The sequence below is a fragment of the Microbacterium sp. VKM Ac-2923 genome (genome assembly GCF_022815605.1).
Classification (GTDB): Bacteria; Actinomycetota; Actinomycetes; order Actinomycetales; family Microbacteriaceae; genus Microbacterium.
The window spans coordinates 36,287-51,392 of sequence record NZ_JALGRP010000016.1 but is presented as its reverse complement, the minus strand read 5'-3'; the positions used below and the strand labels follow the sequence as shown (position 1 = coordinate 51,392).

General features: G+C 68.7%; 18 protein-coding genes. 13 read left to right on the top strand and 5 right to left on the bottom strand.

Annotation, left to right across the window (positions count from 1 at the left end):
* Nucleotides 1–177: 177 nt before the first annotated feature.
* The 3 genes from MT347_RS17250 to MT347_RS17240 form a co-directional block, all read right to left on the bottom strand.
* Nucleotides 178–483: a hypothetical protein gene (locus MT347_RS17250; RefSeq protein ID WP_104277465.1), complete on the bottom strand. Its 306-nt coding sequence runs from the start codon at nt 481–483 to the stop codon at nt 178–180.
* A 72-nt stretch (nt 484–555) separates the two neighbouring features.
* Nucleotides 556–1,695, bottom strand: coding sequence for a hypothetical protein (locus tag MT347_RS17245; protein WP_159424211.1), 1,140 nt, complete (start codon nt 1,693–1,695; stop codon nt 556–558).
* Nucleotides 1,696–1,720: 25 nt separating this feature from the next.
* On the bottom strand, nt 1,721–2,257 hold the full coding sequence (locus MT347_RS17240) for a hypothetical protein (RefSeq protein WP_146086139.1): 537 nt from the start codon (nt 2,255–2,257) through the stop codon (nt 1,721–1,723).
* A gap of 135 nt (nt 2,258–2,392) precedes the next feature.
* Between MT347_RS17240 and MT347_RS17235 the strand changes: the two genes are divergently transcribed.
* From MT347_RS17235 to MT347_RS18500, 4 genes are all read left to right on the top strand, one after another.
* The gene (locus MT347_RS17235) at nt 2,393–3,091 is read left to right on the top strand and encodes a helix-turn-helix transcriptional regulator (RefSeq protein ID WP_104277462.1); all 699 of its coding nucleotides are present in this window, start codon (nt 2,393–2,395) and stop codon (nt 3,089–3,091) included.
* A gap of 96 nt (nt 3,092–3,187) precedes the next feature.
* Nucleotides 3,188–3,730, top strand: a complete 543-nt coding sequence (locus MT347_RS17230; protein WP_159424212.1) for a hypothetical protein — start codon at nt 3,188–3,190, stop codon at nt 3,728–3,730.
* Complete coding sequence (locus MT347_RS17225; RefSeq protein ID WP_159424213.1) at nt 3,727–4,680, top strand: hypothetical protein; 954 nt, start codon at nt 3,727–3,729, stop codon at nt 4,678–4,680. Before MT347_RS17230 ends, MT347_RS17225 begins: the two co-directional genes overlap by 4 nt.
* 5 nt (nt 4,681–4,685) lie before the next feature.
* Nucleotides 4,686–5,813, top strand: a complete 1,128-nt coding sequence (locus MT347_RS18500) for a S9 family peptidase (RefSeq protein WP_159424214.1) — start codon at nt 4,686–4,688, stop codon at nt 5,811–5,813.
* A gap of 68 nt (nt 5,814–5,881) precedes the next feature.
* On the opposite strand, the gene MT347_RS17215 is transcribed toward MT347_RS18500, so the two are convergent.
* Both MT347_RS17215 and MT347_RS17210 read right to left on the bottom strand, forming a co-directional pair.
* Nucleotides 5,882–6,202: a hypothetical protein gene (locus MT347_RS17215; protein ID WP_146083931.1), complete on the bottom strand. Its 321-nt coding sequence runs from the start codon at nt 6,200–6,202 to the stop codon at nt 5,882–5,884.
* The gene (locus tag MT347_RS17210; RefSeq protein WP_104277458.1) at nt 6,199–6,957 is read right to left on the bottom strand and encodes a ParA family protein; all 759 of its coding nucleotides are present in this window, start codon (nt 6,955–6,957) and stop codon (nt 6,199–6,201) included. The genes MT347_RS17215 and MT347_RS17210 overlap by 4 nt, the downstream gene beginning before the upstream one ends.
* A gap of 189 nt (nt 6,958–7,146) precedes the next feature.
* On the opposite strand from MT347_RS17210, the gene MT347_RS17205 reads away from it, so the two are divergent.
* From MT347_RS17205 to MT347_RS17165, 9 genes are all read left to right on the top strand, one after another.
* A complete protein-coding gene (locus MT347_RS17205) occupies nt 7,147–7,596 on the top strand; it encodes a LexA family transcriptional regulator (RefSeq protein ID WP_104277457.1) in 450 nt (149 codons plus the stop codon).
* Nucleotides 7,586–8,881 (top strand): Y-family DNA polymerase, encoded by a 1,296-nt coding sequence (locus MT347_RS17200; protein WP_104353510.1) that lies wholly within the window; start codon nt 7,586–7,588, stop codon nt 8,879–8,881. The genes MT347_RS17205 and MT347_RS17200 overlap by 11 nt, the downstream gene beginning before the upstream one ends.
* Nucleotides 8,882–8,935: 54 nt before the next feature.
* Nucleotides 8,936–9,385 carry a hypothetical protein gene (locus tag MT347_RS17195; protein WP_159424184.1) on the top strand — a complete coding sequence of 150 codons (450 nt, stop codon included), beginning with the start codon at nt 8,936–8,938 and terminating at the stop codon, nt 9,383–9,385.
* Nucleotides 9,382–10,395, top strand: a complete 1,014-nt coding sequence (locus MT347_RS17190) for a zeta toxin family protein (RefSeq protein WP_243502573.1) — start codon at nt 9,382–9,384, stop codon at nt 10,393–10,395. The genes MT347_RS17195 and MT347_RS17190 overlap by 4 nt, the downstream gene beginning before the upstream one ends.
* A 343-nt stretch (nt 10,396–10,738) precedes the next feature.
* The gene (locus MT347_RS17185; protein WP_159424186.1) at nt 10,739–11,104 is read left to right on the top strand and encodes a hypothetical protein; all 366 of its coding nucleotides are present in this window, start codon (nt 10,739–10,741) and stop codon (nt 11,102–11,104) included.
* Nucleotides 11,105–11,131: 27 nt separating this feature from the next.
* On the top strand, nt 11,132–12,139 hold the full coding sequence (locus tag MT347_RS17180) for a DUF3560 domain-containing protein (protein WP_159424187.1): 1,008 nt from the start codon (nt 11,132–11,134) through the stop codon (nt 12,137–12,139).
* 327 nt (nt 12,140–12,466) lie between these two features.
* A complete protein-coding gene (locus MT347_RS17175) occupies nt 12,467–12,724 on the top strand; it encodes a hypothetical protein (RefSeq protein ID WP_055794438.1) in 258 nt (85 codons plus the stop codon).
* Between the two features lie 12 nt (nt 12,725–12,736).
* Nucleotides 12,737–13,297 (top strand): hypothetical protein, encoded by a 561-nt coding sequence (locus tag MT347_RS17170; RefSeq protein WP_055794437.1) that lies wholly within the window; start codon nt 12,737–12,739, stop codon nt 13,295–13,297.
* 398 nt (nt 13,298–13,695) lie between these two features.
* Complete coding sequence (locus MT347_RS17165) at nt 13,696–15,093, top strand: ParB/RepB/Spo0J family partition protein (RefSeq protein WP_243502572.1); 1,398 nt, start codon at nt 13,696–13,698, stop codon at nt 15,091–15,093.
* Nucleotides 15,094–15,106: the final 13 nt, after the last annotated feature.

Here is a 15,106-nt window from a genome sequence, read left to right as displayed (position 1 = left end):
CGCCCCCCCCCCCCCCCCCACCGCCGAGGGACGTGACAGCGAGCAGAATCGCCGCCAGTACGAGGACTCCGAAGATGATCGCTCCGAAGATGAATCCTCGACTGGTGAAGGGGCTGCGGGATCCCGTGTCGCTCATGACGTCGTGCCTTTCGTTGATCGGTTGGTTTCCCCGGGACGCTACGCGCCCATCAGGAAGCCAACGATCGTGAACGCGGCGGACACGATGATCACGCCGACGAGCAGGCGGCCGAGCCAGCCGCCGATTTCTCCGCCTTCGCCGCGGCGGGCGGAGACGGTCATGGTGACGCCGAGGATGATCAGGCCGACGACGGCGACGCCGAGGCCGACCCACTTGGCCCAGCCCATGACGGTGGTGAAGGCCTCGAACCCGGGGGGCATGCCGCCGGGGCCCGGGTCGGGCACGACACCGGCGAGGGCGCCGGCGGCGGTGATCAGCTCGGAGGAGAGAGCGAGAACAGACATGGTGTGCTCCGTTTTCTTGGTTGGTGGTGCGGGGTTATCGGTGCCGCCGGTTGGGGCGCCGAGAAGGTCCGGTTATCCGGCGAGGGTGAGAGGGGCGTCGGTGAAGCCCATGTCGAAGTGCAGGTGGTTCGGGGTGTCGTAGAACCCGCCGATGTTCGTGTAGTGGGTCGAGCGGCACTGGATCTGGCCGGCCCGCGAGCCGTTCGGCACCTGGGGGTCGAGGACGCTGAGCAGCTGCAAGGCGTTCGCGTCGCAGCCCGTAGTGGCGGTGCCGTTGAATGCGGTGAAGTCCACCGCGTGACCGCCGCCGTCGATGTAGTGGGAGGAGGCGGTGCCCGCCCCTAGCCCGGTCTCGTTCGTGCACTTGCGGTTGAGGTCGGAGACGCCCACCGTGTCGAACGTGTTCAGCGCAATGGTGATGATCTGGAGGATGCGGACGTCGAGGCCGCAGTCTGCCGACGCGGTGCCCGCGGCGACGTCGCGGACCTGCTGCGCGTAGCGGTCCTCGAGGAAGCGCAGACGCCCCTCATCCATCGCCTTCACGAGGCCCTGCGCGAGAGCTTGCGCATCGCCGGAGATAGCCGCGCATCCGGCGGCCACGGGGGGCGGCGTGGCTGTCGACGTCGACACGGGCACTGCGGCCCCGGTCGTCGCGGCCGGGGTGCTGCCGAGGCCGGCGAGGTAGGCCATGATCGCCACGGCGTCGGCGCGGTACTTCGTGTAGTGGTTCGGGTCGGCGTTGCGCTGGACTTTGTTGATCGCGATGGAGGGCTCCATCGTCTGCCAGCCCTCGACTGCCACGAGGCGGTCGTAGAAGAAGCCCGCGGAGGTCGTGGGGTCCATGCGCTGCTCGACGGTGCCCCAGCTCGACTGCTGCTGGAACAGGCCGATCGAGTCAGCGACCGAGCCGTCCGGGTTGATCGCCCCGTCCCCGTAGTTGATGTTCACCAGCGAGGACTCACCGATCGCCGTCTGCACGCCGAGCGTCTGCCCGTCCGCGCCGAGGCCCTTCGCGGCCCCGGCGTTGACGATCAGGCCCGCGTTGACGAGCTGATCGTGGCCGTAGCCACCGACTCGAGCATCTGCCGGGATCGCGGCCACGTTGACCGGTCCCCCGCCCGGCAGACATGCCGCAGCGGCCGAGCCGCCGAAGAACAGCACCCACAGGAGCATCGCGATCGCGACGACGGGCACCATGATCGCTGCCAGCACCCCCACTCCCCCCTTCGCCACCGGGTTACTCCGATGCCAAGGGGGTGATCTGCTCGACAGCCCACGGAGAGGTGTCGAGGGGGCGGTGCACGTACACCGAGTAGTCGCCGGCATCCGTGGGGACCAGGACGCGCGCGGTGTAGGCACCGTCGGTGTCCCGAATCTGCGCGGTACCGGTGACGCCCGTGCAGGGCACGTTCGCCGGGTCGACGGTTTCGTAAGCAACCGCCGCAGCCTGCGACAGCACCGGGTACAGCTCAGCGATCCACGTGTCGTAGTCGAGGGACGGACGACAGAACAGTGTCACTGCGCGGGTCGCGAGAGCCGTCGAGTCGGTTTCGGCATCCGGGTCAGCTTCGGCGTCGTGGTCGTGCGGCACCGACTCGGCATCGGGCGTCTCCTCAGCGGATGCCTCAACGGAGGGCGTGGCCGATACAGAAGGAGTCGAGCCTGAGGACGTTTGCACCGCCGGTTCGCTGCTCGAGCAACCCGCCAAGGCGAGCCCGACTGCGACGGCGACCGCGCCGAGCTGAACGCTGTTGCGCTGCCGTGTGTGCTTCATGCCGGTGGTCCCCTTCATCGCCGTGAGCACCAACCTAGACCAGAAATGCCCGTTTGGACACTCGCGAGTTGCCCAAATGGGACACTGCCTGTCTACACTGACGGCAGGCGACACCCGCCGACCTAGAATCGTGGTGTGGAGGTGGACTCAACGAACGTCAATGCCGCAATAGGCGAGGCCGTCAAGAGCGCCATCTACGAAGCCGGTTTCAACGTGAAGGCCGCGGCCGAAAGAGCCGGCCTCCCCTATCGGACCGTCCTCCGCTACATCAAGGGCGAGCGAGATATGCCGGTACCGGTACTTCTTGCCCTCGTGCACGCCACCAACGCCGACCTGGATGCACTCGTGAAGCAACTTCGCGGGCGCGTAGCCTTCAAGGAGTTGGTTGGCTACGTCGTAGACGGAAACACCACGGGTGAAGAATCCAGCGCACTCCGGCCCGCCGAACTGGCGCGCCGTCTCTCGCTCGTTTTCAACTCACGTGGCCTCGATGCGACCTCTTCCCGCACCAAAATCTCCGAGATCCTTCTCCTCAGCGGGGCCTCGATCGACCGCCAAGAATGGGGCCTGCTCATGACCGGGCAACTCCCCTCCGCGCCGAGAGTCGACGTACTCTTCGCCGTGGCCGAAGCACTCGACATCGACCCTGACTACCTCCTTCGCGACGATCCCGAGCTGGTCGAAGCCGTGGAGGCGCGGCTGGGATTCGACGGTGCCATGCGCACCCTCGGCATCGAGCGCGTCGCTGCGCGCTCCCTCGGCACGATTGAGCCCGCCGAGCTGCGCGGCATCGCTGCCGTCGTCTCCGAAATCGTCACCGAGCTGCGCCGCTAGCGCACGCTCCGCCCCGCCGGGCTCGCAGCTTCGCCCTGCGCGCAATGCCGTCTAAAGTGGATGAGCTTGTCCCGGCCAGGCGAACGGAGTCCACCTATGGCGTCAGACTCCACGGAACGAGGCCGCGGCCGGTGGCGGATGCTCCGCCGCAACGGCCAGGGTCGCAGCGGCTCCATCGTCCAAGCCGCCGACGAGTTCGTAGCGCAGCTCGCCCTTCCCGCGGCCGCGACGTGGGATGACCTGCAAGCGGCTGTCGAGAAGGTCTACGGCAAGCCCATCTACTTGATCGCCTCCGCCAGCACTGCCCTCAAAACGGTCACCGGCTTGTGGATCGACACGGCCGAGTTCGGCACCGTCGTCTGCCGAGAGAGCGACGAGCTGCACTACCAAAGCCAGAACGCCTGCCACGAGCTCGCTCACATCCTCTTCGTCTACGCTCCCGACGCCTGGTTCAGCGAGCAGATCCCGCGCCTGGTGCACCCCGACCGCAGGGCCGGCGCCACGCACCTCTGCGCGCCTACCGACGATCCGGACAGTGTGGAAGCCAAGGCGGAGATTGCAATCGAAGAAGTAGCCTTCGCCATGGTCCGCCGCATCCAAACACTCAATAGGACGACCGAAGAAACGTATTTCGGATGATCCAGCAGGTATGCCTCGCGCTCCTCATCGCCCTGGTGATGGTGCGCGCGCCCCGTGCCATCGCGTCACCCGCCGGTCGCCCCGCGTTCTGGGCCACCGTCAGCGGCATCGTCGCCCTCTCCACCTACGGCTGGCCAGTCCCGTTCGACAACTACGACACCCTGTTGGGTGGATCCAACGTGATCACCCTCGTCCGCGACCTCGCGGCCACGTCCGCATTCTGGTTCTTCCGTGAAGCTCTCGGACGTCGCGCCGGCGGCGAAGGCCGCATCGGCAGCCGGTGGGGCCTCGCCCTCATGTTCGGCTCTTACATCGTCCCGTTCCTGCTCATCCGCGACCGCGGAGACACGAGCAAGGACTTCATCATCGATCGCCTCGACCAGACGGCCGTGTGGCTCTACGGATCGGCCTACATGGCGACTCTCGTGTGGTTGTCCGTCTCCTCGATCATCAACGCCCGCCGCAACTGGCGCGGAGTGCAGGTCGTGTTCACCACCGGCTTCGCCGTGACAACCGTGGGATGCCTGATCGAAATCGGCTTCCTTACCGCCTCGCACTTCGGATACGGCGGAGACGCCTTCCGCTACTCCGCATGGAACGCTGCAGAAATCCCCTTCTTCCTCGGGCTGCTCATCATCATGCTGGGCATCGGATGGACCGCGATCGTTCTCCCCATCCGCCACCGCCTCGTCGTCGCTCGCGCGTCGCGCTACGCCGTCCGCCACAACCTCATTGAGCGGCCGACCATCACCACCTATCTCGGAGAGCGCCGACTCATCGCTCACGCTCAGCAGGTGCTCGTGAGCACCAAGAACGCTCAGGTTCGAGGGGACATCGACCTCACTCCCGCCGCGTGTGCTGCGCTCGAGCGCCTGCGGGCGCTCATCTCACCCGACCGGGCATTCACCCCTCGGGTCATCGGCGGCAACGGCATCGGGAAGGCCGCGTAGCCCTCGTGGGAGCCCTCTGGATCGCGATCCCCGCCGCCGTCGTCGGTGCCGCCGGCGTCGGGATCGTCGCGACCGTGGCCGGCCGCGTCATCCGACCCCAGCGCAGCAAGCCGACACCAATCGCCGCCGTTCCGGCGCCCGATCGCATCGTGCTCGCGCCCACGCCGATCACCAAGCAGGACGGTACCCTCGGGCTGCTCTACGACGACGAATCTCGGCACGCTGTTCTCGGCCCGATTCTGCGCACCGGAGCGGACGGCATCGAGCGAACGCTGACCGTCCCTCCCGGCAGCCCCTCCCCCGCCGCCGGCTCCGTCAGCCGACCAATCGGCAACGTGTTTGCCACGGCGAAAGAACTTGACCCCGAGGCCCGGGAGGTTCCGGTCGCAACTGAGCTGGGCGACGCGCCCGCGTGGTTGTTCCCCGGCGACGGAGACGCCGCGAGCACCTGGGCGATCCACGTTCACGGCAGCCTGTCCGGACGAGACGGCGCTTTCCGCTCCGTTCACGCCCTCAGAAGGACCGGGTACACCTCACTGGTCCCCTCGTTCCGAGGCGACGGAGAAGGCCCGCCTGCGCCGCTGGATGCCTTCACCCTGGGGCAGACGGAGTGGCCCGACGTCGACGCCGCGATCGCTCTCGCGCTCGAGCGCGGAGCCCGCCGCGTCCTGCTCGTGGGCTGGTCGAGCGGAGCGTCGATCGCTCTGCGCCTCGCTACGAGCTCGGCGCACCGCTCGCAGATCGCCGGGCTGATCCTCGTCTCCCCCGTCCTCAGCTGGCGCAGCAGCGTGCTCTACAGCGCCGCCAATGCCGGCGTCCCCCGCGTCATCGCCTCCGCGGCCATAGCCGCCCTCGCGACGCCGATCCTCAGCCGCCTCCTCGGGTCGCCGGTTCCGTTGGACTTCCACGCTCTCGACTGGACCCGAGCGTCAGTGCAAGTCCCCGTGCCCGCACTCCTGATCCACTCCGAAGGTGACCGCACCACCCCGTTCAGCGACTCCCGTGCGTTCAGCCAGACGCACGAGCAGGCTCCTCTCGTGCCCGCCCGGCCCTCCGCTCACGCCCTCGAATGGAACGCTGACCCGGCTGTCTTCGAGAAGGCCGTCACAACCTGGTGCGCAGCCACGCTCTGACGCCCCGTCAAAAGCAAGATAGCCAGATACCTATATAGGTATCTGGCTATCTAGTACCACGCGGCTGGCTAGGCCAGCGGGTTGCGATCGCGGTACTCGCGCAGCGCCGACTCCACAATGTCGCGCTTGGTTCGTCCTGTTGCGACGCGCAGGTCCTCGACGTAGTACGACAGCTCCGCCTCGATATCGGCGTGCAGAACCTCCGTAGGCGCCTTCCGCGGCCGAGAACGAGGAGCCGTGGCACCCGTTCGCGCCGGGGCCGACGTCGCCGGTGCGGCCACAGCAGGAGCCGGCGCCGGGCGCGGCTTCGAGTCGATCGGGTCGCGCCGGTCCGGCGCCGGCTGTGCCCGTCGAGCGGGAAGGCTCTGGGGGCGGTCCTCGTTGGTCATCGGATCACCTTTCGTGCGAGTTCTCGGTATGCCTGGGCGACGGGGGCTCCCTTGCGGAAGCGGCCGTACCAGTCGTGCGAGTACCGGACCTCCCCCACGATCGTCCGATGTGGAATGAGCGGCGTCAGCAGAAGGCCCGTCCCCCGCATCTGCTCGATGCTGTGGGTCGCCTCGCGCGGCGTTACCGTCTCCTTGTAGCCGCCGACGATGATGCCGGCCTCAGCGACCGCCTGGCGGCCGCTGGTGGCGTTGTAGCGCATCACGCTCTCCTGTGCCCCCAGGAACCCGTCTACGCCGTCCGCGGTCGGCGTGGCCGCGTAGATCACCGATTCGGCCGCCGTCAGAGCGTTGAAGATCAGTGAGCCGCCCTGGCGGTTCGGGCAGTCGATGATCACCAGGTCGGCAGGCACTCCCTCGAGCGAGTCGGCCAGACGATGCCCGACCTCCCCCGGGTCGTCCGTCTCGCGGGCACTCACGCTGCGGTCGGACGGGATGACTCGAAGGTTCTCGTGGAACGGTGACGGCACGGCCAGCTCGTCCGCCCACCCCCGCGGGTCCTGGTTGCCGAGGATCGCGCCGACGTCGAGGCCGACGTCGACGGGCTGCGCGTCGAGCCACTTGGTCGTCGCCCCGCGCGGGTCGAGGTCGATCAGGATGACGCGCTTGCCGTCCTCCGCCGCCACTGTCGCCAGGGAGACGGCGGTGGTGCTCTTGGTCGCACCACCGCTCTCGCTGTAGATCATCATCGTCTGCATGGTCGCAACCTATCTTGATACCTACACAGATAGCAAGCTACCCAGATACCTATATAGGTATCTGGATAGAACACGCCCGACCGAAACCTGTCGAGCCGCCCGCCGCCTGGGCCGTGATCGCATGTCGGTGGAGTCGACATACACTCGAACGCGTTCGAACACACGTTCGACTAAGCGAGGGAGGGTGGCATGAGCGTCACCGTCGTGGACCGCATAGCCACACCGGCCGAGGAGGCCGTCTCCATCGCCTTCCTCGTCACCGGCGACGCGGTGGCCGCAGGCTTCCCGTCGCCGGCGCAGGACTACTTCGACGGCTCTCTTGACCTCAACGACCACCTGATCCGCGACAAGACCTCGACGTTCATCGTCCGCGTGTCCGGCGAGAGCATGACCGGCGCCGGCATCAGCGACGGCGACGAGCTCGTGGTCGACCGCTCGATCACACCGACCCACGGCAGCGTCGTCATCGCGATTCTCGACGGCGAGCTGACCGTCAAGCGGCTCGAACTGCACCGCGGGGGAGTGGTGCTGCGTGCCGAGAACCCCGACTATCCCCCGATCGTCGTCCCCGAGCTGAGCGACCTCCAGGTGTGGGGCGTCGTCACCGTCTGCCTGCACCGGCTCCACCGTGCGCTCTGAGCGCCGCATCGGCCTCATCGACGTCAATTCCTTCTACGTGTCGTGCGAGCGCCTGTTCGATCCCAAGCTGAGCGGGCGGCCCGTCGTCGTCCTGTCGAACAACGACGGCTGCGTGGTCGCCCGCTCCGACGAGGTGAAGCAGCTCGGCATCGAGAACGGCACCCCCTGGTTCAAGATCGAACCTCTGATCAGAGCCGGCCGACTCCCGGAGGTCATCGCCCGCTCGAGCAACTACGAGCTGTACGGCGAGCTGTCCGCGCGCGTCATGGAGCTGCTGGGCCGGTACTCCGCCTGGCAGGAGGTGTACTCGATCGATGAGAGCTTCGTCGGAGTCGACGGCGATGTGACGGAGCGGGAGAAGATCGGCCGAGCAATGCGCGCGGCCGTCGCGAAGAACGTCGGCCTGCCGGTGTGCGTCGGCTTCGGGCCGAGCAAGACTCTCGCGAAGTTCGTCAACAAGGGCGGGGCGAAGAAGCACCCGAGCCTCGGGGGAGTGTGCGACACCGATTGGTACACACCCGAGCAGATGGACGGCCTCATGGCCTCCCAGCACGTCACCGAGCTGTGGGGCGTCGCTGGCCGCACCGCCAAGCGCCTCGCAGAGCTGAACATCCACACGATCCGCGACCTCCGCGACGCGGACCCCGCGCTCATCCGCAAGAAGTTCTCCGTCGTCTTGCAGCGCTCCGTCTACGAGCTGCGCGGAATCGACTGCATCCCGCTCGAGGCCGCACGCACGGTTCGGGACCAGCTGATCTTCTCGCGCTCGTTCTCCTCACCCGTGACGACGATCGCGGACATGGAACAGGTGCTCTCCGTCTACGCGCAGCGCGCCGCGCACCGCCTCCGAGCGCAGGGGTCGGTCACCAAGACGATGAGCGTGTTCGCGTCGACGTCGCCCTACGCCGACGCGCCCTACGAGTCCGCCGGCGGCATGGCTGGCTTCCCCGTCCCCACCGACGATCCGGTGACTATCGTCAAGGCCGCCACCGGCACCCTCGTGCCCAGACTGCGCGAAGGCGCGCGCTACGTGCGCGCCGGCGTGATCCTCACCAACCTGTCCGCGAAGGGCTCTCACGCCCTGCTCGACGTGTTCGACAACGACTTCGACACCAAGGGCATCGGCGCCACGATCGACGCCGTGACGAAGCGTCACGGCCGCTCCGCGGTCGGGCTCGGCCTCGCCGGCATCCGCAAGGGACCGGTATGGACGATGAAACGCGAAGCGCTGTCACTGCGCGCGACAACGCACTGGGGAGAGCTGGCAACAGCGCACGCACGGTAACCACTGTCGGCGGCTCTCGCGCTGAGATAGAATGTTCTATAGGAGGTGGTTGCCGTGTCGATCGCTGAGAGGCCCAATGGGGACACTGTTCGCCGGCTGCGCAGCTTGCAGGTCGTGACTCGCGTGTCGTACCTCCGCGCGTTGCGCACGGCGGCCGAAGGCACCACGCAGTCGCAGCTCGCGCGCGACATCGGTATCTCGCAGCCCTCGGTCAACAGCGCGTTGAAGTCCGCGGCCGCGGTGCCCGACGTGCGTCCCGGATTCTCCGGCGCGACGCCCTACGAGATTGCCCAGCGCTACGACGCGGGAGAGCTGACGCGGGAGCAGGTCATCGATGAGCTTGGCCGCTGGCCGTATCGTCCCGGATCGCCCAGCGACGGCTACGACTGGACGACTTTGGACCCGGGGGAGTTCGAAGAAGTGGGACGTGCGCTCACTGAGCACCTGATCGACGCGGCCGCGTACGACGAGATCCTTGACCGCTACAGCGAGCAAGGTCGGTGACGGGGCAGGACTCGTCAGCGATCGCCGCGCACCGGGAGACGGTGCGCGCGTGGGCTCGGGCGGGAGGCCCGCTGAGCCCTGCGAGTGAGCACGCGACGGTCAACAACCGAGAGTGGTTCACCCGGGAGTCGAATGGGTCGGTCCAGCCTCGCGCTGCCCGCCGACTCCTGCACGCCCGCCTCGTGGACGAGTACCGCGCCCACTTCCCCGATGTGCGTTCGGAGAAGAAGGCGATCATCCTCGCCGGCCCGCCAGGAGCGGGAAAATCGACGGTCCTCGCGGACGTGCTCGGCGCCGACCGCAGCGCGTGGCTCACCGTCGATGCCGACGAGTTCAAGCGGGCGCTGCTTACCGAGGCGATCAAGGACGGCAGCTACGACCGCGCCATTCTGCCGCCGGAAGTCCGCGCCGCCGAGGCGACGGGGGAGAAGTTCTTCCCGCTCGAGCTGGCCTCCCTCGTGCACGAAGAATCCTCGATACTCGCTACCCAGCTCCGCGACGTGGCGATGCGAGACGGCCAGAACGTCGTGATCGACACCGTGCTCTCCTCGCCCGAGAAGGCAGTCGAGCTGGGGCAACGGTTTGCGGCCGCCGGCTACAGCGTCGAAGTGATCGACGTCGAGGTGCCGTTCGAGCTGTCGGAAGCGCGCATCGCCGGACGGTGGCAGCAGTCCTACGAACGCGCCCTCGCCGGCGCCGACGAGCTCGGCGGCCGATGGGTGCCCAGCGAGTACGCGCGCAACGTCTACGCCGGCCCCGAGGGTCGCTCCCTCCCGGAGTTCGCCGCTGAACAACTTGCAGAAACCGGAGCGACCGTGATGCGGTTCCGCCGGTTCAACACCCCCGGCGAGGGACAACCGCGCACGATCGACGTCGACAAGTCCCGCACCGCGTTCGGACGGCCCCTGGTCGACACGGCCCTCGTGCAGACACGCGCCGCAGCCGCTCAGAGCTTCCCCACGACCCGGAAGCCGGCCCGCGGCCCCGAACTCGGAGGCCTCGGCCGCTAGTCGGCCCGCACGATCACGCCCGACGCGGTTCGCGTGCCGGGCGCTCTGTCATGCCCTGTACCCCGCAGGGCGCGTCTTAGACACCCGTTCCGGGGGCGCGAGGGTCCTCGCGCAGCGTCGCTCCGCGACGCCGTGAGGAGGCCGCACAGCGGCCCATTCTCCGCGTTTTCTTCACCTCTCCGCGGTCTCAACCTATTTCGCTCCATCGGCTGCGTGCCACCGATCCCGGACGCGCCCTGCGGGCTTATTTCGCCCGGAATCGGCGTCACTCCGCCGCCTCCACTCAAACGGTCTTCCCCGCCGGAGAGGCAAAGAAAAACGATCAGCCAGAGGGAGAGACACCATGAGCCAGCAGCGCGGCACCCGTACCGAGGTCATCAAGAGCGAGTACCACGGACCCGGGGCGGAGGGCATCAGCCGGACCGCCCGTCAGGTGGTCATCGTCGGCGCCGGTGGCCGCGACCCGGTGACCGAGCAGACCCCCGCCGTTCGCCTGGTCACCCGCGAGGGTCGCGCGGGGCTTCCCGGGGTGACGTTGCAGCACTTCGAGCCCGTCGACCCGGTGCCCGCGGATCGCGTCGGCTACATGGCCTCCGGCGCCTACGTCGTCGTCCCGGTCGACGTCGCGCGAGCGCTCGACCTGTACCCGGCCGCCTACGCACTGCACGACCGCAGCGAGACGCCCGCCGACTACCGCGACAACGCCTGAACCCCCGAACCGAGAAGGAGAACCGACATGCTCACCATCACCCACACCCCCGAAGCCGGAACCCTCATCGAGGGCACCAGCCGCGGCGACGGCACCGCCGAGATCCTCAAGGCGTCCGGCTGGCGCTGGGGCCGCTCCATCGGCGCCTGGTACGTCCCGCAGTCCCGCGACCGCCTGCCGAAGTGGTGGACCATCAACCGCGCCGCGACTGCCCTGCGCGAGGCCGGGCACGAGGTCACGATCGAGGCCGACGAGACGTTCCGCCCGACCGCCGAGGCCGAGGCAGACAAGATCGAGCGCCAGGCCGCCCGCGTCGACGCGCTCGACGCGAAGGCCGACCGGCGAGCCGCGGACGCCGACACCGCCGACGCGGCCGCGCGCCGCGCACTCGACCGGCTGCCCGAGGGCGGCGAGCCGATCAAGATCGGCCACCACTCCGAGAACCGGCACCGTAACGCGATCGCCAAGGCGGATGCCGCGATGGGCCGCAGCGTCGAGGCCGACCGCGAAGCCACCCGCGCCCGCGCCCGCGCCGACGTCGCCGCCAAGACCACCGATCACCGGTACGCGCCCGGGATGGTCGCCCGCCGCATCGAGCGGATCGCGACCGACATTCGCGGGTACAGCCGGAAGATCGAGGGCAGCTCGCACAACTTCGGCGGCGGCTACATCGAGACGACCGCGCCCGCGACCGGCGCCTACCGGGAGCGGCTGATCACCCAGCGCGCGCAGCTCGAGGACGAGCACGCCTACTGGACCGCCGTCCGCGAGGCGCAGGCCGCCGCCGGGGAAGTCACGATCCACAGCCGCGACACGATCGCCAAGGGCGACATGATCAAGCACCGTTTCGGCTGGCACGTCGTGACCCGCGTGAACCCCAAGAGCGTGACCGTCGCGCTCGACTGGAACGACGGAACCCGCCCCTACAAGGTCAACTACGCCGACGTGCAGGGACACCACACCGCCGCCGAGGTCGAGACAGCCCGCGCCGCGGCCGCCGAGAAGGCAGCCGCCGAGACGGCCGCCGCGAGCTGAGCAGGCGAGGGCCGGCCCCCGGGCCGGCCCGTGAGGGGCGACCCCCTCACACTCCCCGGATGTCCCGTTCCGGGGCGCGAGCTGCACTCGCGCAGCGGCGACGGAGCACCGCCGATCGGAGGCCGCGATGCGGCCCATTCTCCGCGTTTTCTTCACCTCTCCGCGGTTTCAACCTATTTCGCTCCATCGGCTCCGTGCCGCCGCTATCGGACGCGCCCTGCGGGCTTATTTCGCCCGCTATCAGCGTCACTGCGCCGCCTCCACTCAAACGGTTTTCCCCGCCGGAGAGGCAAAGAAAAACGATCAGCCAGAGGGAGCACCCACACCATGCAGACCGCCACCGACTTGCAGACCACGGCCAAGACCTATCTCACGCTCGCCAACACTCGCGCGGTCAGCATCCGCGTCGTGGGCACCGACCCCAAGACGACGCCCTCCGTGCTCGTCACCCGTCGTCCCTCCGGCGTCTGGGAGGCGTGGCACTCCGACCAGCTGCACGGCATCACCAGCGGCTCGTTCCGCCACTGCGTCACCCACGCTCGCCGCGCAGCGATCCGCCGCGTCGCCCCGTTCCTGAGCCGCTGAGAGGACCTGACCATGACTCGCACTGATACCGGCCGCGCGAGCGCCGAACAGCTCGCCCTCATCCTCACCACCCGCCGCGCGGAGTCCGACGAGGACGCCGCCGCCACGGACGCCGAGATCCTCGCGCACGTCCGCAACACCCTGACCCTGCCCGGGGAGGGATGCCCGGGCGGGTTCCCCGTCACCGACGACGGAAGCGACTACGCGGCCGCGCTGATCGCGTTCCTGTCGCCCGTCCCGACCGCAGACGCGATGCTCGCCACGATCGAGAGCTTGCACCAGCAGGTGTGGGCCGCGGCCCCCGTCCTCACCGTCGAGACGGTGACCGATGACGGGGAGACGTACCCCGCGCTGCGCTGCCCCGCATGCGGCCAGCTCGTCACCGACTCCGGCGACCTGTACGCCGTGGACGTGTCGACCAGGTGGAGCACCGCCGAGACGGACGCCGAGCACCAGCAGATGAGCATGACCCGCGGAGACGACGACTACAGCAGCACCCTGTACTACCTCCACGCCGCAGGCGAGCCGCACGCCGTCGTCCCGCCCGAGGGTTGGACCGAGAGCTGGAACTGACCCAGCGGGGGAGGGGCCGGCCTTCGGGCCGGCCACGAGGGGCGACCCCCTCGCGCTCCCCGGTGTTCCACCTTCGGCGGGGCGCGAGCTCCGCCCGCGCAGCGGTGACGGAGCACCGCCGGTGAGGTGCCGCTACGCGGCAGGATTCCCCGTTTTCTTCACCTCTCCGCGGTTTCAACCTATCTCGCTCCATCGGCTACGTGCCACCGATCCCGGACGCGCCCTGCGGGCTTATTTCGCCCGTGATCGGCGTCACTCCGCCGACTCCACTCAATTGGTTTTCACTCGCCGGAGAGGCAAAGAAAAACGATCAGGAAGACGACAAAAGCCCCGTAGTGAATGAAGCACCACGGAACCCGTCGCCTCAATGGTCGCACACCGATCAAGGAGAAACCATCGTGACTATCACCACCGGAACCGGGACCGTTCAGCACATCGACCCGACCACCCTCGTCATCGAGGCGAACGTGCGCACCAGCGCCCCCGTGACACGCGATTTCGTCGCGTCGATCCGCGAGAACGGCGTCATCACCCCGATCCTTGCCCGCCGCGACGAGCACGGAAACGTCATCGTCCGCGCAGGCCAGCGCCGCACCCTCGCCGCACGCGAGGCCGGAGTCGCCACGGTCCCCGTCTACGTCGTGGAGGGCGACGACACCACCGCGGACCGGATCATTCAGCAGATCATCGAGAACGACCAGCGCGCCGAACTCAGCACCGCGGATCGCACCGCCGCCTGGGCGCAGCTCGCGTTCGAGGGCATCACCGCCTCGCAGATCGCCAAGCGCACCGGAACCAAGACCGACGCGGTGAAGAAGGGCCTCGCCGTCGCGGAGTCCGCGACCGTCACGTCCGTTCTCCACGAGCACGAGCTGACTCTCGACCAGGCCGCGGTGCTGTTGGAGTTCGAGGACGACGCCGACGCCCGCGCCCACCTGATCGAGGTCGCGACCAACGACCCGACCCAGTTCGAGCACACCGCGCAGAGCCTCCGCGAGGACGCCGCGGAGAAGGCACGCCTCGCCGCCGTCGAGCAGGAGCAGATCGCGAACGGCTTCCAGGTGCTCACCCGCTCCGACGCCTACGGCGAGGGCAGCCCGTGGGTCGCCCTCCGCAAGCTCCGCACCGCCGACGGGGAGCAGGTCACCGCCGAGCACATCGCCGCGATCCCGGTTCGCGGGGCTCTCATCGACACCCGCTGGAACGGCGACATCGACGTGACCCACTTCGTGCAGGAGCCCACGGAGGCCGGATTCACCTACGCCTACCGCGGCGACGTGCCCGCCGCGGCGCTCACCCCCGAGGAGGCGGAGGAGGAGCGCGTCGAGAAGTCCGCCGAGCGGAAGGTGCTCATCGCCAACAACAAGGCGTGGACTGCCGCCGAGACGGTCCGCCGCCAGTGGATCGCCACGTTCCTCAGCCGCAAGACGCTTCCGAAGGATGCGGATCGGGTGATCGCTCTCGGGCTCACCGCGCACCGGTTTGCGGTGTCGTCGGGGATGAGCAACGGCAGCGACCTCGCCCACACGCTGCTCGGCATCGACCGCCCCTCCGGCTACCGCACCGACGCTCTCGCCGCGCTGGTCGAGGCGAACCCGGCGAAGGCCCGGCTGGTCGCGCTGGCCGTCGTGCTCGGAGGTCAGGAGGCGAACACGAGCAAGGAGTCGTGGCGACGCGGTGACGAGCGCGCCGCCGCCCACTTCCGCCAGCTCGCTGCGTGGGAGTACGCGCTCTCCCCGGTCGAGCAGGTCGTCACGGGCGAGAGCACCCCGGCTAACGCCGCCGGGATCAGCTAGCCGCTCCGCGGGG